This window comes from Candidatus Accumulibacter phosphatis (assembly GCF_012939955.1).
Lineage (GTDB): Bacteria > Pseudomonadota > Gammaproteobacteria > Burkholderiales > Rhodocyclaceae > Accumulibacter > Accumulibacter delftensis.
The window spans coordinates 1-17,055 of the sequence record NZ_SPMY01000077.1 but is presented as its reverse complement, the minus strand read 5'-3'; the positions used below and the strand labels follow the sequence as shown (position 1 = coordinate 17,055).

17 protein-coding genes and 3 pseudogenes are annotated in these 17,055 nt (G+C 62.1%); 4 read left to right on the top strand and 16 right to left on the bottom strand.

Annotated features, from left to right (window positions below):
- Window positions 1–39: 39 nt before the first annotated feature.
- The 14 genes and pseudogenes from E4Q23_RS20550 to E4Q23_RS20490 form a co-directional block, all read right to left on the bottom strand.
- The gene (locus E4Q23_RS20550) at window positions 40–1,998 is read right to left on the bottom strand and encodes a M48 family metallopeptidase (RefSeq protein WP_169068356.1); all 1,959 of its coding nucleotides are present in this window, start codon (window positions 1,996–1,998) and stop codon (window positions 40–42) included.
- A gap of 30 nt (window positions 1,999–2,028) precedes the next feature.
- Window positions 2,029–2,632: pseudogene (locus tag E4Q23_RS20545) on the bottom strand (LemA family protein).
- Window positions 2,633–2,739: 107 nt separating this feature from the next.
- Window positions 2,740–3,765: a DMT family transporter gene (locus E4Q23_RS20540; protein ID WP_169068355.1), complete on the bottom strand. Its 1,026-nt coding sequence runs from the start codon at window positions 3,763–3,765 to the stop codon at window positions 2,740–2,742.
- Window positions 3,766–3,825: 60 nt separating this feature from the next.
- Window positions 3,826–4,008: a YHS domain-containing protein gene (locus E4Q23_RS20535; protein ID WP_169068354.1), complete on the bottom strand. Its 183-nt coding sequence runs from the start codon at window positions 4,006–4,008 to the stop codon at window positions 3,826–3,828.
- Window positions 4,009–4,134: 126 nt separating this feature from the next.
- Complete coding sequence (locus E4Q23_RS24675; RefSeq protein ID WP_272873725.1) at window positions 4,135–4,260, bottom strand: hypothetical protein; 126 nt, start codon at window positions 4,258–4,260, stop codon at window positions 4,135–4,137.
- Between the two features lie 43 nt (window positions 4,261–4,303).
- Window positions 4,304–6,724, bottom strand: a complete 2,421-nt coding sequence (locus E4Q23_RS20530) for a heavy metal translocating P-type ATPase (protein ID WP_169068353.1) — start codon at window positions 6,722–6,724, stop codon at window positions 4,304–4,306.
- A 71-nt stretch (window positions 6,725–6,795) separates the two neighbouring features.
- Entirely contained in the window at window positions 6,796–7,785 is a 990-nt protein-coding gene (locus E4Q23_RS20525) for a YncE family protein (protein ID WP_248595619.1), read from the bottom strand.
- A gap of 78 nt (window positions 7,786–7,863) precedes the next feature.
- Window positions 7,864–8,202: a c-type cytochrome gene (locus E4Q23_RS20520; RefSeq protein ID WP_169068352.1), complete on the bottom strand. Its 339-nt coding sequence runs from the start codon at window positions 8,200–8,202 to the stop codon at window positions 7,864–7,866.
- Complete coding sequence (locus E4Q23_RS20515) at window positions 8,199–8,879, bottom strand: methyltransferase family protein (protein WP_169068351.1); 681 nt, start codon at window positions 8,877–8,879, stop codon at window positions 8,199–8,201. The genes E4Q23_RS20520 and E4Q23_RS20515 overlap by 4 nt, the downstream gene beginning before the upstream one ends.
- Entirely contained in the window at window positions 8,876–9,187 is a 312-nt protein-coding gene (locus E4Q23_RS24670) for a DUF2933 domain-containing protein (RefSeq protein ID WP_169068350.1), read from the bottom strand. The genes E4Q23_RS20515 and E4Q23_RS24670 overlap by 4 nt, the downstream gene beginning before the upstream one ends.
- On the bottom strand, window positions 9,184–9,792 hold the full coding sequence (locus E4Q23_RS20505) for an HD-GYP domain-containing protein (RefSeq protein ID WP_169068349.1): 609 nt from the start codon (window positions 9,790–9,792) through the stop codon (window positions 9,184–9,186). The genes E4Q23_RS24670 and E4Q23_RS20505 overlap by 4 nt, the downstream gene beginning before the upstream one ends.
- A 218-nt stretch (window positions 9,793–10,010) precedes the next feature.
- A complete protein-coding gene (locus E4Q23_RS20500) occupies window positions 10,011–10,439 on the bottom strand; it encodes a MerR family DNA-binding protein (protein WP_169068348.1) in 429 nt (142 codons plus the stop codon).
- Between the two features lie 319 nt (window positions 10,440–10,758).
- Window positions 10,759–12,168 (bottom strand): heavy metal sensor histidine kinase, encoded by a 1,410-nt coding sequence (locus tag E4Q23_RS20495; protein WP_211203869.1) that lies wholly within the window; start codon window positions 12,166–12,168, stop codon window positions 10,759–10,761.
- On the bottom strand, window positions 12,165–12,845 hold the full coding sequence (locus tag E4Q23_RS20490; protein WP_169068346.1) for a heavy metal response regulator transcription factor: 681 nt from the start codon (window positions 12,843–12,845) through the stop codon (window positions 12,165–12,167). Before E4Q23_RS20490 ends, E4Q23_RS20495 begins: the two co-directional genes overlap by 4 nt.
- A 229-nt stretch (window positions 12,846–13,074) precedes the next feature.
- On the opposite strand from E4Q23_RS20490, the gene E4Q23_RS20485 reads away from it, so the two are divergent.
- The 4 genes and pseudogenes from E4Q23_RS20485 to E4Q23_RS24285 form a co-directional block, all read left to right on the top strand.
- On the top strand, window positions 13,075–14,235 hold the full coding sequence (locus E4Q23_RS20485; RefSeq protein WP_169068345.1) for a c-type cytochrome: 1,161 nt from the start codon (window positions 13,075–13,077) through the stop codon (window positions 14,233–14,235).
- On the top strand, window positions 14,232–14,474 hold the full coding sequence (locus tag E4Q23_RS25380; protein WP_423753368.1) for a c-type cytochrome: 243 nt from the start codon (window positions 14,232–14,234) through the stop codon (window positions 14,472–14,474). The genes E4Q23_RS20485 and E4Q23_RS25380 overlap by 4 nt, the downstream gene beginning before the upstream one ends.
- 147 nt (window positions 14,475–14,621) lie before the next feature.
- Window positions 14,622–14,744: a hypothetical protein gene (locus tag E4Q23_RS25375; RefSeq protein ID WP_423753366.1), complete on the top strand. Its 123-nt coding sequence runs from the start codon at window positions 14,622–14,624 to the stop codon at window positions 14,742–14,744.
- Window positions 14,745–14,879: 135 nt separating this feature from the next.
- Window positions 14,880–15,395, top strand: a pseudogene (locus E4Q23_RS24285) (transposase); the annotation flags it as partial.
- 268 nt (window positions 15,396–15,663) lie between these two features.
- Here E4Q23_RS24285 and E4Q23_RS20470 read toward each other — a convergent pair.
- Together E4Q23_RS20470 and E4Q23_RS20465 are read right to left on the bottom strand one after the other, a co-directional pair.
- Window positions 15,664–15,885: pseudogene (locus E4Q23_RS20470) on the bottom strand (ISAs1 family transposase); the annotation flags it as partial.
- 581 nt (window positions 15,886–16,466) lie between these two features.
- Window positions 16,467–17,055, bottom strand: a 589-nt coding sequence (locus tag E4Q23_RS20465) for a DUF4400 domain-containing protein (protein WP_169068343.1), incomplete at its 5' end; no start/stop codon positions are given.

Below are 17,055 nucleotides of genomic sequence, written 5' to 3'. Positions count from 1 at the left end.
CGGGTCAAGCTCCTGGTAATCCTGCTCAAGCGTTTATCTTCACGCCGCCACACTCGGCGGTATCGGGCAATCCAGAACACTCGCAAAGGCCCGTAGCAACTCGATTTCGGCGGCGGTTGCCCGCCGATCGTGCCAGATGCCGGCGACGCAGGCCGTCAGGAATCGGGATTTGGCAGGCGCTTGCAGTTCGTCCAGTTTGACCAGCGCACGATCGAGGTCGGCGATGCCGATTTGACCGATCGCCGATAAGCTCGGTCCGTCTGCCCCGAGCGCGCGCAGTGACGCCTGGAAAGCGCCCAGCGCGTCACCATCGCCAGCGCGCTCCGCGCCGGCATGCGCCAGCACCGACAGCACAAGGCCGACTTCCGTCGTCAGCTGCTCGAAATCGGCGTAGCGCGCTTTCGTCGGGGCATGCTTGAAAAACTGGCTGTCCAGATGCCGGAAGAGGATCTTCTGCAACGACCACTCCATCAGGTCGACCCTGGCGTCCATTGCGATCAGGGCAAGCAGATTGCCCTTGAACGACCGGTACTGCGCGGCGGACAACTGCTTGAGCGCGGGCATGGCGATATCGATGATCGGCAGGCGGAATCTGACATCCAGCGTATCGAGCGGCAGCATCAAGGCGCGGGTCAATGCAAAAACGTCCGGGTCGGCATAGGCCTGCAGTTGGTTCAATTGCCGCGTGCGAACCGCTTCCCCCTTGTCGAGCAGCAGGCCATAAACGAGGGCGCGCGCGCCGTAGGGTTCGCGCGCCGCGTCCTGGATCGGTGCGGGCAATTCCGCCAGCAGCGCGCGGGCGTAATCGACCGCCTGCGGCTGCGGCTGACCGACCTGCGCCATCACCGCCATAAGCTCGGCGGCCACGGAACCCGCAGCCATGGTGCCAACGCTTCCGACGCGCTTGCGGGCGGATGCGTGTTGCGCAGCGTTCTCGATACCGGACTCGCGTTCAATTGCAGATTCCGCGGGTGATTCGGAAACGTCGAACAAGCCGTCCCATTGCGGATCGATACGCCGGATGCGCTTCTCCAGCGGTGGATGCGTGGCGGACAACCACTGCGTGAACCCCGAAATGCCTTTGGCAAAAAAAGCGTGACTGGCTGCGGCAGCGCCTGGACTTCGCACGCTCGAACCGTAGGCCAGACCGCCGATCTTCTTCAGCGCTCCGGCAGTGCCGTTCGGGTTGCGCGTGAACTGAACTGCGGAGGCGTCGGCCAGGTATTCCCGCTGCCGGCTCACCGCGGCCTTGATGAGGTTGCCGAAAAACGTGCCGGCAAAACCAATGGCCATCAAGCCCAGAGCAAGCGCCAGGATGCCGGCCCCACCCTTGTCGTTGCCGCGTCGGCGGCCGGAGAACGGCGCCGCGCGCAACAGGAAATAACCGATGATGCCAAGCACCAGGATGCCATTGAGTACGCCCATCAGGCGGATATTGAGTCGCATATCGCCGTTGAAGATATGGCTGAACTCATGGGCGATGACGCCCTGCAGTTGCTCCCGGTTCAGACGCTCGATGGCGCCCTGAGTGACGCCGATCACCGCGTCGCGCGGCGAAAAGCCGGCGGCGAAGGCGTTGATGCCCGGTTCATCGGCCAGCAGGTACACCGGCGGCACCGGCGTACCCGAGGCGATGGCCATTTCCTCGACGACGTTGAGCAGCTTGCGCTGATTCAGGTCCTGCGAATTCTGCGCGAGCAGTTGTCCGCCCAGCGACTCCGCAACAATCTTGCCGCCGGCCGACAAGGCGATCATCTTGTAGAGGCTGCCGGCAAGTACCACCGCGCAGACGCCGGCACCGACCGCGGCGAATGTCGCCCAGTCCATTTGCCGGATGAGCGCCTGACCATCGCGCAACTGCGTGCTGCTGATGAATCCGAAAACCAGCATCACCAACACATTGGCCATGACGATCAAGGCCACGACGGCGAGGGCGAACAACACGACCAGCAGCGTCGTGTTCTTGCGCACCCGCTCCTGCGATTCGAAGAAGTTCATCGCGGAAGTAGGCGGATCACGAAAGCGCGCTCAGAACGACACCTTCGGCGCCGCCTGGATGGTCGCGCTGTCTTCGAATTCAAGCAATGTGGCATCTTGCGCATGGCCGAACATGGCGGCGAAAAAAAACCGGTGGGAAAGTTTGCTTGAAGACGTTGTAGGCCATCACCTGATCGTTGAATGCCTGGCGGGCGAAGGCGACCTTGTTTTCGGTGCTCGTCAATTCCTCGCTGACCTGCATCATGTTCTGACTGGCCTTGAGGTCGGGATAGGCTTCCATCACCATCTTCATGTTCATCATTGCGCCGGAGAGGCGGTTTTCGGCACCCATCAGACCCGTCATCGCGGCAGCGTCACCGGGGGCTGCTGCCGCGCGGGCCAGGCTACCGGAAGCTTCGTTGCGTGCCGAAATCACCGATTCGAGTGTTTCGCGTTCGTGCTTGAGGTATCCCTTGGCCGTCTCGACCAGATTGGGAATCAGGTCGTAGCGCCGCTTGAGTTGCACTTCGATCTGCGCGAAGGCGTTCTTGTAGCGGTTCTTGAGCGTCACCAGCTTGTTGAAGATTGAGATCACATAAAAACCGCTCAGTGCGATTAGGACCACGATGCCGATGATGACCTGTGTCGTATTCATTTTTTTACCCTTGACGTTGATGTCCGGTGATCGCAATCCGGATTGCGCTTCAAGGCGCCTTGATCCGGGTGCGGGTTGAAAGTGCGTGGCGCCGTGTACTCCTCATCTCATTGCATGCGCCGAACGGCTTGAGTGGCAGGCGGCAGAAAAGACGCGGCAGGCTCGGTACGGACCTTGAACATCGACCACACCACGGCCAGCAGAATCAACGCGACGCCACCCGCCTGTAAGGCACCCAGACGTTCGCCAAAGCTGGCCATCGCGGCGAAAAGCCCGAGGACCGGCACGAGAAACACATACAAGGACAGGCGACCGGCCTCCGCCCTTTGCAGAAGCCAGAACCACAGCCAGGTGCTCAATGCCGTTCCGGCCAGCGCCAGGATGAGCAGAATGCCGACGAAAGTGCCCGTCCAGACGATGCCTTGCGACACTTCGAAGGACAGTGACACGGCGAACAGCAAGCTACCGCCGACGACCAACTGCCAGGCGATCAGCGACATCAGATCTTCGCCCGGTCGCAGGCGCTTCATGATCACGCTGGCGACGGCGGCACTGAACGCCGAGCCAAGCGCCAGGACGATCCCGAATAAATCGCTGCCGCCGGTCTGACGCCAGGCAGGGAGTGCCAGCAAGCTGACGCCGGCCAGCCCGAACAGCAAGGCTGCCGCTTTGCTCAGACTGATTCGTTCGCCGAGGAAAAGCGCTGCCAGCACGATGATGATCAGCGGCTGCGTATTGCCCAGCACCGCGGCGAGGCCGGCACCGATGTAGGCCGGGCCGGCAAACATCGTCCCGAAGGTCAGCGTCGTCGCCAAGACGCCGAGCGGCAAAATCCATCGGGCCAGGCTTGCCCGCGGCCACAGCCGCTTGCGTCGGATCGCCAGCACGAGTACCAGGGTGAGGCCGCCGAGGATGGTGCGTAGCGCCGCAAAATGCAGCGGCGGCGCGAGTGCCAGGCCCACCTTGATCAGCGGATAACAGATCGCCATCGACACGATAACGACCAGCATCAACCACGCCTGCTTGCCGTGGGACAGGGTGCCTGCCCCGACCGGATCCGGTGCACGCGCTTGCCGCGAGTCGCCGGAGCGCATCGCCCGGTTCATGGGGTGGCAGTTGTCGGGTCTCGCCATGAGCGTTATTGCCAGCGGTGTCATAGGCGTCCATCGAGAGCATACGACACCGGCTGCGCCTCAATGCGTGTACTTCGCCGGATCGCGCTCGAACTCCGCCTGGCACAAGGGGCAGCAAAGCAGGTATTGCCGGCCTTCGTGCTCGACGACGATATGCGCCTTATTGCGGTTGATGTGTTTGCCGCACACCGGGTCTTTGTCGTCGCGCTTCCTGCCGGCTACGGCAGAGGCTTCCTTGTTCATCGTTTTTCTCCTTGCTTGAGTTTAAAAAAATCGCGGTAAATCGCATGCGTCCGCGCGCCGCTACGGCTAAGCTATTTTGGCGCCGCCGACGCCCTTACAGGCTTGCCGTCGGGCTCGCCCGGCGTCTTATCCGGCGTTGAGCCATGCCGGTGTCCGCCATGCGTGCCGCAACACATTCCACCGCGCCGCATGAGCATAAAAAAAGCCGATGCCGAAGACGATCAACAACCAATTTTGTGTGAGCCATTCCATAACCTTCTCCTGTAAATGTTGACGCAGTTCCTTACGCCTCCGCCTAGATCTTCACCCGGCGCAACCGCAAGGCGTTGCTGATCACAGAGATCGACGACAGACTCATCGCTGCGGCGGCAAAGATGGGTGAGACGAGAATGCCCAGGAAGGGATACAGGATGCCCGCCGCCACCGGCACCCCCGCAGCGTTGTAGACCAGGGCGAAGAACAGGTTCTGCTTGATATTGCGCATGGTCGCGCGCGCCAGACGCCGGGCCCGCACGATACCGTTGAGATCCCCTTTCACCAGGGTGAAGCCGGCGCTTTCGATAGCCACGTCGGCACCAGTACCCATGGCAATGCCGACGTCGGCCTGCGCCAGTGCCGGCGCATCGTTCACGCCGTCGCCGGCCATTGCGACCTTGTGGCCCGTGGCCTGCAGTTCCTTGATGATGCGTGCCTTGTCCGCGGGCAGCACGTCGGCGCGGATTTCATCGATGCCCAGGCGGCCGGCGACGGCACGGGCGGTGCGCTCGTTGTCGCCGGTGGCCATGATAATCTTCAGGCCTTCGGCATGCAGCGCCTTGAGCGCTTCGAGCGTCGTCTCCTTGACGGGGTCGGCGACGCTCACCAGGCCGGCTATTTCGCTACCAATGAGGACGAACATCACCGTTTCACCCTCGTCGCGGCGAGCGTTTGCCGCCTCGACAAACGCACTCGATGCGCCGCCATCCAGGCCCAGCTCGGTGAGCATCGCCGCGTTGCCCAGGGCAACCGCCTGGCCGTCAACCACGCCCTTGACGCCCTTGCCGGTGATCGCCTCGAACTCGTCGGCCTTGGCAAGTTCGACGCCGCGCTCTTCCGCACCGGCGACGATCGCCTCGGCCAAAGGGTGCTCGGAGCCGCGTTCAAGGCTGGCGGCAAGGCGCAATACCTCGGTTTCCTCGTGTCCGGCAGCGGGCAGCACCGCGACCAGCTTCGGCTTGCCGACGGTCAGCGTTCCGGTCTTGTCGACAATCAGCGTGTCGACCTTCGCAAAGCGTTCGAGGGCTTCCGCATTCTTGATCAGCACGCCAGCCTGCGCGCCGCGGCCGGTCGCGGTCATGATCGACATTGGCGTCGCCAGCCCCAGGGCACAAGGACAGGCGATGATCAGCACCGCGACCGCTGCGACCAGGCCATAGGAAAGTGCCGGCGCCGGTCCCCAGATCGCCCAGGCGATGAAGGCCAGGATGGCGATGCCGATCACCGCCGGGACGAACTTGCCGGCGACCGAGTCGGCGAGCTTCTGGATAGGAGCACGCGAGCGTTGCGCGTTGGCGACCATGTCAACGATCTGGCTGAGGACGGTGTCGCCGCCGACCCGCTTCACTTCGACGACCAGCGAGCCGGTGCCGTTGATCGTCGCCCCGGTGACGGCGTCGCCAGCGACCTTTTCGACCGGCACCGCTTCGCCGGAAATCATCGATTCGTCGATCGACGAACGGCCCTCAATTACCAGACCATCCACCGGCACCTTGTCGCCCGGCCGCACCCGCACATGGTCGCCGACGACGACTTCCTCGAGCGGAATTTCCTCCTCGCGCCCGTCGGCACGAATCACGCGCGCCGTCTTCGCCGCGAGGTCGAGCAGCGCGCGGATCGCCGAGCCGGTGCGCTCACGCGCACCAAGTTCCATCACCTGGCCGAGCAGGACCAGAACGATGATCACCGCGCCGGCCTCGAAGTAAACGCCCACATGTCCCTGCGCATCGCGGAAGCCATCGGGAAACAGGTCGGGAGCCAGCAGCGCAACCAGACTGAAGAGATAGGCTGCGCCAACGCCCAGGCCGATCAGCGTGAACATGTTGAGGCTGCGATTGACTACCGACTTGACGCCGCGAACGAAGAACGGCCAGCCGGCCCAGAGCACCACTGGCGTCGCCAGAAGAAATTCGATCCACAGCGCGGTGCGCTCGCCGAGCGCATCGCGCACGAAGCCGAGGCCGACGAAGGGGCCCATGGTCAGTATCAGCAGCGGCACGGTCAGCACGGCGCCGATCGAGAACCGGCGCCGGAAATCGACCAGCTCGGGGTTGGGGCCCTCGTCGCCTGTGGGGACGCCCATCGGCTCCAGAGCCATGCCGCATTTCGGGCAATCACCGGGGGCATCGCGAACGATTTCCGGGTGCATCGGACAGGTGTATTGCGTGCCTGCAGGCACGGGAGGCGATTTCTCCTTGTGCGCGCCTGTCAGGTAGTGCGCGGGATCGGCGGCAAACTTGTCGTGGCACTTCTGCGAACAGAAGTGCCACGTTTTTCTGTCGTGTTCGAAGCTCGGCTTGCCAGCCCCGAGAACGACAGACATGCCGCATACGGGATCCTTCACCGTCGTGACCTCGGCCGCCGCGTGCTCGCAGTGGGAGCCGTGCGATCCATGCGCGTTGTGAGAATGCTCGGGCTGATGATCGTGGCCTTGCCCGGTCGACCTTGCACTCGTGTTCATGGCAATCCTTTCCAAGTGGTATGGCTTCCAGCCTGAAGCTGTGTGTTGCTCACAGGTCAAGCACTATTTCTTCAAGGCACGATCGCCAGTTGGTGTCCTTCGCCACCGGGCAACTGGATGGTGTCGAGCACCTCCAGCGAGCTCTGGTCCACCACCCAGATTTTGGGTTCCTTGCGGCTGGATACGTAGAGCTTTCCGGTACCGCGCACGGCGCCCAGATGGTACGGCGCGGGCGTGAGTGGCAAAACACGGCGCACGTCGGTCTGTGGATCGAGTGCCACCAGCTTGTCCTCCGAGATCAGACTGACGAACAGCTGGCGGCCATCATCGCTGATGTCCAGCCCGTGCAGGCGCTTGCCCATGACGTATTCGCGCTCGACCTTGCCGGTCTCGAGCGAGACCGCGCTGACCGTTCCGCTGCGCGCGTTGGCGACGTACAGCCGCTTGCCATCGGGAGCCAGCAGCATGTGCTCGGGTGAGGCACCGGCGTCCAGGGTGCGCGTGACTTTCCAGTCGGCGGTGTCGATCTCGCTGATCGTGCCATTGCCGCTGTTGCTGACGTAAACGCGCTTGCCATCTGGGGTCACCACGGCGTAGTTCGGCGCCGGGCCGGTGGCGACGGTGTGGACGACCTTGTTCTCGATCAGATCGGCAACGCTGATGCCGCCGCGTGTGGGATGTGTAGAGAGCACGTAGCGGCCATCGGGAGTGATCGCCTGATGATGCGTCCAGCCGGCCACCGGGATGGTCGACATGACGTGGCCGTGCGCCGGATGAATCACCGCCAGCTTGCTGTTTGCGGTATCCATCGCGGCGCCCGCAGGCAGTGGGGTTTCCGACAAGCTGCCGGCGACCAGGTATTCACCATCCGGGGTGGCGACCAGGCCGTGCGGATTGTCGACGCCGTCGTAGGTCGCAGTGATGCGATTGCTCGCCGCGTCGACGGCAATGACCTTGTTCGCGGAACCGAGAGGGATGTACACGGTCATGCCTGCCCAGGCCGTTGGCGCGGAGAGGGCCATGACGATGGCCGTCGCGGCCAGACTCGAATAGTTTTTCATGTTGAAATCCCTTGGTGAAAGAGTTGATCCGGGTTTGCCCCGGCGCGATGGTTGAAGACGCGTGGCGTGCTCGATTGCTCAGCGGACAGCAAACTCCTTGCGCATGTAGTCCACTACTGCCTTGAGATCCTCGTCGCTCAGGCTCGGGTTGCCGCCCCGCGGCGGCATCGCCATCGGCGACCCGGGGCTCTGAAAACCTTCGGCGATACGTTTGATCAGCACCTCGTCATCGTCTGCAAGTAGGCCCTCGGTGGCGGTCAGGTCAGGGACGCCGGGCAGTACGCCGACGCCATCCGCACCATGGCAGGCGACGCAGCTGGATTGATAGGTCGATTCGCCTGTTGTAACGGCCGCTCCAGCGCCGCTGGCCACGATCGCGCCCAGCGTTGCCAGCAGGCCGGTCGTGGTACGCCTCATGGGTGTTCCTCGCCTTTCAATGTGGGTGAGGAGACGCCTGCGCCAGATGTCCAACGCGGCCAGAAGCCCGGGGTGCGCTGTGCGTAGGACACCCATGCATCGCCAAAGCTCGCTGCAGCATCGCGTTCCTCGCGGCGTGCCAGTCGCAGGTAGACCACGATCATGATCGGGAACATCGTTAAGGTGATCAGCGTCGGCCATTGCAGCAGAAAGCCGACCATGATCAGGATGAAACCGAGATATTGCGGATGGCGTAGCCTTGCGTAGGGCCCGGCGGTGGCCAGCAGGCCGCTCGCCTGAGCCGCGTAGAGCACCCTCCAGGCTCTTGCCAGCAGCCAGAAGCCGCCACCGATGAAGAGCGTCGACAACAGGTGGAATGGCCCGAAATGCGGGTTCGATCGCCAGCCGAACATCACCTCCAGCAGGTGGCCCGAGTCGTGTCCGAGGAAGTCGACACCGGGAAACTGCCGTGCCAGCCAGCCCGAAAGCAGGTAGATCGTCAGCGGAAAGCCGTACATCTCGGTGAACAGGGCGACGACAAACGCCGAAAACATGCCCAGCGTGCGCCAGTCGCGCTTGCTGCGCGGCTTGAAGAAGCTGAAGGCGAAGAAGATGAACACCGCCGAGTTGATCACCACCATCGACCACAGGCCGTAGGAGGAGGATGGGTCGTTCATTTGTCATCCACCTTGTTCGATGAGCCGCCGTGATCACCGTGACCGCCGTGCATGAAGACGTGCATCAACGGACACGCCAGCAGGAACAGCCAGGGCCACCAGGCCGGCAACCAGGCAAGCAGGTGGCTACGGTGCTCGACGACGAGGAGAACCATCGAGAGGGCAGCGAAGCCGCCGAACACCCACCAGGAGCGTCGGCTGGCCCTGTTTCCAGAGGGTTTGCGAGATGTCTGGTCGTCGGAATGCTCGTGTTGATGCACAACTGGCTCCTTGGCGGATTGATCGATTTCGTTACTGATGTCGTTCATGGCAATAGAGCGGCGCCGCACTTGAGCGTCACCATTTCCCTCAGCGTTGCTTCCTCCTGCAGGAACACCTCGACGGCAAGCGGATCGAACTGGCTGCCACTCATGCGTTCAATCTCCGCTTTCGCCGCGTCGAAGTCGACGCCACGGCGATAGGGGCGGTCGGAAGTCATGGCGTCCAGCGTGTCGAGGACGGCGAATAGTCGCGCGCCAAGCGGAATCTCGTTGCCACGTAGCCCGGCCGGGTAGCCACTGCCGTCGTAGCGCTCCTCGTGACACAAGACAATCTCGGCGGCTTCGTCGAGGGCCGGCATTGGCATCAGGATGCGCTGGCCAGCCTCCGGATGCGCGCGCATGACGGCCCACTCGGTTTCGTCGAGCGGTCCCTGCTTCAGCAGCACGGCGTCCGGGATACCGATCTTGCCCAGATCATGGAGCAGTGCGCCCCAGTACACATCGCGCAAGCGCGTGGGTTCCGTCGTGAAACAGCGCGCCAGGACGAGGGTGTGGCAGGCCACTCGCTTGGAATGAAGGCCGGTCTCGTGCTCGCGCAGATCGAGCGCTGCAACCAGTGCTTCCGCGAAACCCTCGTAGACGTGGGCAGACATGTTCACTTCCTGTTTACGGCTATTCAGATAGCACGATTCACAGCAGCGTCCACCCTCGCTGCGTGTGACGGAGAGGCCGGTAATGGGTGCTCCACAGGCGCGGCAGCCGCCATTGATCAAGTGGAGGTCAGGGCCAGCGTGTTCTCGCGTCATATCCATGTCTCGTTTACCATTTTGTTTTCACAGAGGGCAGCCTGAGCCTGTGAGCTACTGATAGGTCAAGCGGCGCTTGTGTGTTGAAGCTCGTCGCCGGTCGCGTCGATCAACGCACAGGTGGCGTGACCGTCGGGCTCGCCGTTGGGCATTCCCGCCCACAACGCCAGCGCCTGTTCCAGGCGCGCCTGCAGGGCCTGCAGCTCGGCCACTCGTTCGCGAGTTTCGGCGATACGCCGCTCGACGATCTCTCTGACCACTGGGCACGGCGTTTGGCCGCAATCGGACATGCCGAGGATCTCGGCAATTTCGTCCAGATGGAAGCCGAGCCGCCTGGCGCGCAAAACAAAGCGCAGGCGAGTGACGTCGGCATTCTTGAAACGACGGTAGCCGTTATCGGCGTCGATGGCTGGATCCAGCAAGCCGATACGCGCGTAATAGCGGACGGTATCCGGGGTGACGCCAACCAGACTTGCGAGCGCGCTGACTTGCACGATACTTCTCCTGTCCAGAACCAACAAATGAGCAGCCCCACAAGGGGCTTGTTCAGGAAAGAGAGTGGTCGCTAGAAGGATCTACCGTTGGTCGACGTCTGCTGTATCGGACTCTCTGCGACCACCAGGTCTTCGCCCATGTCCTGCATCTGTCTGACGGGCCGGTTTTCTCGCTTTGCAACACCCTTTACCTTTACCTATGGTGGCAGTCGGGTCCCCACAAGAAAATGACCGCAGGATTACGTTTTAGTCACCTTCGCTCGTAGATGCCATGGGTGCTTTTTGGTGGGACCAAGATCCTGGCGAAACGACCGGCTGCTCAAGCGTTCGCTGACGGTTCTGCGGCGGCCAGCGGCAGATACAGCGTGAAGGTCGTCACGCCAGCGTCGGAGGTCACCTCGATCCGACCGCCGTGCGTCGCGACAATGCTGCGCGTAATGGCCAGCCCCAGTCCGGCGCCCTCCCCGTGACGGTGTCGCTCTGGACTGGCGCGATGAAAGCGCTCGAAGATCTGCGACAGCTGATCGGACGGAATCGTATCGCCGTAGTTCTTCACTGCCAGCGTCGCCAGGCCAGCCTCACCCGTGATCGAGATCTCGACGAGACTTTCGGAGCGGCTATGGCGAAGCGCATTCGACAACAGATTGGACAGCGCCCGGCGGATCATCAGGCGGTCGCCAGTAACGCTCGCCTCTCCGGCAAGCACGATGCGCACTTCCTTTTCTTCCGCCAGCGCTTCGTAGAAGTCAATCAGTGCCCGTGCTTCATCGGCCAGGTTCACCGCTTCGAGCGAGCGCGGCAGAACCCCATTTTCGGCCTGGGCAAGAAACAGCATGTCGCTGACCATGCGTGCGATGCGCTCGTACTCTTCGAGGTTGGATGCGAGCACCTCCCGGTACTCGTCCGGACTTCGGGTATGCGACAGCGCGACCTCGGTCTGGGTCATCAGGTTTGAGACGGGCGTGCGCAGTTCGTGGGCAATATCGGCAGAGAAATCGGATAGGCGGCGAAACGATGATTCCAGTCGCTCCAGCATACCGTTGAAGGCCACCACCAGCGCACGCACTTCGGACGGTGCGCCACGTTCGGCAAGGCGCTCGCCGAGGCCCTCGGCCGACAAGTTGCGTGCGGTGGCCGTCACCCGCCGCAGCGGCGCCAGTCCGCGGTGGGCGGCGAACAGGGCGAACAAGGCGGCGACGATCACCGCAAAGTAGATGTCGATCCACAGGCGCTCGCGCACCTGTTCGAGGAAGAGCCGGTGATGCGAGACATCGAGTCCCACCAGCGCTCGCAAGCGCGTCGGTTGCGACCAGAAATCAAGCGCCTCGACGGTGGTTTCCAGCCCAAGGTATTGCTTGCCGCCCTTATCCCAAAGCGTCGGGGTATCCGGTAACGCGTCCTCGGCCAATGGTCGTTCGCCGAAGAACGCCGGGCGGATCGCATAGACCACGGTGCCTTCGGCGTCGCGTAGCACCACCGCCAGCGCGTCGTGTCCGATGAAGGCATCGTCAAGCCGTTGCCGCAGAGTTCTGTACGGTTCGGCGCGGTGCAAGAGGTTCTTGATCAGAGTCACCTTGCCCGACAGTTCCTGATCGTCGAGCTCGCGAAGATGGCCTTCGACGGCAGATCCCTGTACCAGCACGACGACAATCAACAGGGTAGCCGTGAGCAGCGCGAACAGCAGCGCCAGGCGCGTGGTCAGCGATATCGGCCACCCTCGCACGCTCAGGGGCCTTCCGGTATTTCGAGCACGTAGCCCATGCCGCGCACGGTGTGTATCAACTTCAGCTCGAAGGGTTCATCCACTTTGGCACGCAAGCGACGGACGGCGACATCGATTACGTTGGTATCGCTGTCGAAGTTCATGTCCCACACCTGCGAAGCAATCAGTGAGCGCGGCAATACCTGACCCTGACGGCGCAGGAGCAACTCGAGCAGCGCGAATTCCTTGGCCGTGAGATCGATACGTGTGCCCGCGCGGCTGACGCGGCGGCGCAACAGATCCAGCTCCAGATCCGCGGCCCGCAGCGTATCGGCCTCCTGCGATCGGCCGCGCTTCAACAGAGTGCGGACTCGAGCCAGGAGCTCGGAAAAGGCAAAGGGCTTGACAAGGTAGTCGTCCGCACCCAGTTCCAGCCCGCGTACCCGGTCTTCCACCCCGTCGCGTGCGGTAAGGAAGAGTACCGGCATCTCATGGCCGCTACGGCGCACCGTTTTGAGCACCCCCCAACCGTCCAGCGAGGGCAGCATGACATCGAGCACGATCAGGTCGTAATCACCGGTCAGCGCCAGATGCAGGCCATCGAGGCCATCGCGAGCAAGGTCGACAACGAAACCCGCCTCGAGCAGGCCTTTGCGCAGGTAATCGCCCGTTTTTGGTTCATCTTCGACAATCAGGATCTTCATGTGCGTCGCCCCATGCTGAGTATTTGCGAAGATTGTGCCTGCTTGCGGCGCCGCTTGACGCCCATTACGAGAATGTAATCCGCATGTCAGCTTCCTGACCGGGTGGCGTGCGCATCATCATCTGCCATGGTCGTTTTCAGCCCTGCTACAGATGGATAGCGCTACTTTTGCGCTCGTCGTGCCGCGGGCGCCTGTTATCCGTCGCAACCATCGAAGGATTGGACATCCCATGAATACATTTGCCTTGTTGGCTGCCCGCTACCTCGCTGGCTTGCTGTTTGTGGTCCCGCTCGCAGCCGTCGCTGCCCCGGAGATGGGTCGCATCTTCGCGCTCGCTTCGGCCAGCGGCAGTGATGGCGTTTTGGTGGCAAACAAGCAGGGCCTGTACCTCGCTCAGCCGGATGGGCGCTTGAGCCTGCGCGTCAAACGCGATGGCGGCTTCGTCGCCCTGGCTGCGGACCCTTCCGACGCCAAAATACTGTACGCAAGTGGCACCTCGGACGGCTTGCTGCGATCGGACGACGGTGGCAGCCAATGGCAACGGCAGAGCCAGGGCGGACCCGAACGTTTCACTGCGCTGACCGTCAGCCCGACGGACGGGAAGCGCTTGTACGGTGTCGCCGATGGTATCTACCACAGTACAGACAGCGGTCGTACCTGGACGCGCAGCGGCGACGCGCCAGAAAAGCTGATGAACATCTCGGCGTCGCCCACCGGCTTGTACGCCGGCACCGAGGAAGGCTTGCGTTTTTCGACTGACGGCGGGACTTCGTGGCGGCCAGCGTCAATGCTGCGCATTCCGGTGACCATGGTCAGCGCCGAGCCGGACGGCACTCTCTACAGCTTTCAGTTCGGGCAGGGGTTTCTCAAGGCACACGAGCCCGAATTGGCATGGACGCCGCTGGCCAACAGCTTCGGTGGACAGGCGATCATGGTCATGGCACGAAATGGCACGCGGCTGTTTGCCGCGACCCATATCGGCAGACTCTTCGTCAGCGCCGATGATGGCCGCAGCTGGCAGGCGATAAGCGGGGCTCGCGGACCGCAAAGCGCGGCGGAAAAACGGGGTGAAAAGCTGTTTGCGGAGAATTGCCAGGCCTGCCACGGTGCGGTTGGCATAGGTGAAGCGCCACAGTTCGGCAAGAGCCTGCAGGGCCTTGCGCCGGCGCTCGACGATACTGCACACGCCTGGCACCACAGCGATCAACAGTTACAGAACACCATCCTCAAGGGTAGTCCAGTGCCGAACAGCCGGATGGTGGCTTTCGAGGGACGCTTGAGCGCACGCGATGCTGAAGACGTGGTCGCCTACATGAAAAGCCTCTGGAATGAGCGCGCCCTGCGCTGCCAGGGAGCGAAACACATGGACCCGGGCTGCATGACCCATTGAGCGGAGAGATCGATTCTGGCGCGCCAAGGGAGCAGGCCGCATCACATGGCACGGTATTCCGCGCGCTGCTGGCGACCAGTGTCGCCTTTCTCGTCGCGGCGATCGCGTGGAGCACTTGGCAGAGCACTCCGCCACTGATCGACGCGGATGACGCTCGGCTGCTGGCAATCGGGCAGCGCGTTTATGCCGAGCACTGTGCGAGCTGTCACGGCGCAAATCTGGAAGGTCAGCCGGCCTAGCGTGAACGCCGCGAAAACGGCCGCCTGCCGGCACCGCCACACGATGCCAACGGGCACACCTGGCATCACCCGGACGCGGTCCTGATCGAGATCGTCAGCAACGGTCTGCAGGCGGGCCGGTACGCGCCGCCGGGTTATAGCAGCGACATGCCTGGTTTCGCGAACGTACTCGCCAAGGAAGAGATTCGTGCCAGCCTTGCCTATATCAAGAGTAGCTGGCCAGAAGCTCAGCGCGCCCACCAGGCGCGCGTCACGCTTTCAAGGGAATAGGGGCACCACCGCATTCCGGATAGAACGAGCACAACCAAGCGCCCAGATTCATCGTCTTTGATGTACCGAAGGACCCGATGGAAATCGTGACAATGATCAGGAGGACGACCAAGCGGCCACAGATTGCAATTCACGACCACCGTGCTGCAGTTTCGGCGCCTACTGGAAGAGCATGACCTGACGAAGAAGCTGCTCGAAGCGGTCAACGCCGGGCTGTCCGCACCGGGCCTCATGATGCGCGAAGGCACCATCGCCGACACCACACTTATCGCCGCCCCGCCGTCGGTCAAGAATGAAGCCAATGCCCCTGACACGGACATGCACCAAACCAAGAAAGGCAACCAGTGGTACTTCGGCTAGAAGGCCCACATTGGCGTCGATGCCGAGAACCGGCTAGTGCACACCGCCGTTGGAAAAACGGCGAACGAGGCGGACGTGACGCAGACCGATAAACTGGAATCCCTGAAAGCCAGCACCCGTTCCAAGATCGAGCATCCCTCCCGCATCGTGAAGAGTCTGTTCCAATACAAGAAGGTGAGTTACAAGGCGCTGGACAAGAACACGGCACAACTGCACACACTGTTCGCTTTGGCCAATCTGATGACTGCCAAGCGAGGACTATTGGCGCTTGATGGTCGAGTTGCGCCCTGAATAGGACGAAAGGCCCGGAAATGGGCCGAAAACGGTATAAACGGCGGGAATTTCAGGCAATTTGACCAAAATCCCGGCGGGCTGAAAAAAACATCCGCTGCCACGCGGGAGGTAACGCACCAACGGTTAATTGATCAGCGGTTCCCTAGTCTGCCCAGAAAGCGGTCATCGATCGGTGGGTGATTCGAAGGACTCCAACCAGTCGAAAGGATGAATAGCGTTCGTCAGTAAGCAGTCACCCGGAGTCCAGGGTCTATAAACTCGAATGTCATAGCCTGATGAGGCTCATGATCTTCACCCGGAAGTCGTCATCCCAGGTGGCCGCCTTGTGCTTCAGGCGCAAGCTGGTTTTCTTCTGGGCGGTAGTATCCAGCCGAATCAGGTTGAGAACGATCTTCTTCAAGAGGGAAAGATTCTGTGGAGCGTGGTCCTGGCGTACGGTACTGGCATCCTCGCCGAAGCTGACGTCGAGCATCCAGTCAAGTTGGTGGCAAGTCGGCCGGAGGAATTACACCCCCGGCAACTCACATAACGGTGCGTGATCCTCTCGATTCACAGCGCTCCCATCAAGCAAACGCACCGACCATGCCTTTCTGCCAATGCACGAAGAGACATCAGGCTGGCTCCCATTTAATCACACTCATTTCGGTTGCCCAAAAGACGAGAGTAGAGTAGACCTGATCACAGAGGGGTTTACAAGCTCTTGTCATAAGCTCATGGAAGTTAACGATTGTTCACTTGCCGAGTAGGACGAAAGCACCTAGGCCATCCCAGTGACGAGGCCCCGGCCCTGAGTGGCCGGCCCCGATTTCTTCCGCGAACCCCTCCGTCGAACGGCTGCAATGCGCAGTACAGCCGACGCTCACGGCGCATGCTGCCAATGACCGCTCCGGCCGAGAACCTGCCCCTGAGGCTACACCGCCAAATGTCCCCTTGAAAGGTGGCAGCGGCCGTTCAGAAGTCTCGTTTCTTCGCGAAGACAATGACCAGGTCGTGGTCGACGCAGCACGACGCGCCACCTTCGACCAGCCGTCACACCACAACCATAGTTCCCGAAGAACGGCACACCCATCAAAGCCGCTTCTGCAAATTGCTCACCCACAGCCAGAGGGCGTACGAAATCGAGACGATCAACAAGGGTGGCAGCAGCGAGGGCATCGGCAACGGCACGATCATCCAGACGGCAATCCCTACCAGAACGGCCCAAAGCACGCGCACCCCAAGGCTGTGTCGGATCGGGCTCTGGGCCACGAAGGAATACTTCCGGATTTCCCGCACGAGCTGGCCGTCGCTGTACGCCGCCATCACCAAGGGAATGCCTGGCACCAGCCATCCCATCAACACTTGCAGGCGGTAGGCGACCAGGCCGATCCACAACCAGGTCGCGACGATCCGGCCCTGCGCCCAGGCGCTGAGGTCGGAACTCCCAAAGGGTCCCTGCCCTGTCGATTGAGCGTCGATGATGAAGCTGCGAAAATCCGACGCCAGCGATTTTTCCATATCGTCCAGGGTACGACCGTAGACATCGCTCTCACCCTTGCCAGCAATCGCGTAGACCGCCGCCCGTTCGGCGATCCAGGCATTGCGGATCGCCGTCGGCGGAATGAACGCCCAGGTGGCCGCCATGAGCAGAAACAGCGCGACGGCGACGAAGGTACTC

Coding starts and splice junctions, on each gene's coding strand:
- E4Q23_RS20550 (WP_169068356.1), bottom strand. CDS start 1,998: ATGAACTTCTTCGAATCGCAGGAGCGGGTGCGCAAGAACACGACGCTG.
- E4Q23_RS20540 (WP_169068355.1), bottom strand. CDS start 3,765: ATGGCGAGACCCGACAACTGCCACCCCATGAACCGGGCGATGCGCTCC.
- E4Q23_RS20535 (WP_169068354.1), bottom strand. CDS start 4,008: ATGAACAAGGAAGCCTCTGCCGTAGCCGGCAGGAAGCGCGACGACAAA.
- E4Q23_RS24675 (WP_272873725.1), bottom strand. CDS start 4,260: ATGGAATGGCTCACACAAAATTGGTTGTTGATCGTCTTCGGCATCGGC.
- E4Q23_RS20530 (WP_169068353.1), bottom strand. CDS start 6,724: ATGAACACGAGTGCAAGGTCGACCGGGCAAGGCCACGATCATCAGCCC.
- E4Q23_RS20525 (WP_248595619.1), bottom strand. CDS start 7,785: ATGAAAAACTATTCGAGTCTGGCCGCGACGGCCATCGTCATGGCCCTC.
- E4Q23_RS20520 (WP_169068352.1), bottom strand. CDS start 8,202: ATGAGGCGTACCACGACCGGCCTGCTGGCAACGCTGGGCGCGATCGTG.
- E4Q23_RS20515 (WP_169068351.1), bottom strand. CDS start 8,879: ATGAACGACCCATCCTCCTCCTACGGCCTGTGGTCGATGGTGGTGATC.
- E4Q23_RS24670 (WP_169068350.1), bottom strand. CDS start 9,187: ATGAACGACATCAGTAACGAAATCGATCAATCCGCCAAGGAGCCAGTT.
- E4Q23_RS20505 (WP_169068349.1), bottom strand. CDS start 9,792: ATGTCTGCCCACGTCTACGAGGGTTTCGCGGAAGCACTGGTTGCAGCG.
- E4Q23_RS20490 (WP_169068346.1), bottom strand. CDS start 12,845: ATGAAGATCCTGATTGTCGAAGATGAACCAAAAACGGGCGATTACCTG.
- E4Q23_RS20485 (WP_169068345.1), top strand. CDS start 13,075: ATGAATACATTTGCCTTGTTGGCTGCCCGCTACCTCGCTGGCTTGCTG.
- E4Q23_RS25375 (WP_423753366.1), top strand. CDS start 14,622: ATGCCTGGTTTCGCGAACGTACTCGCCAAGGAAGAGATTCGTGCCAGC.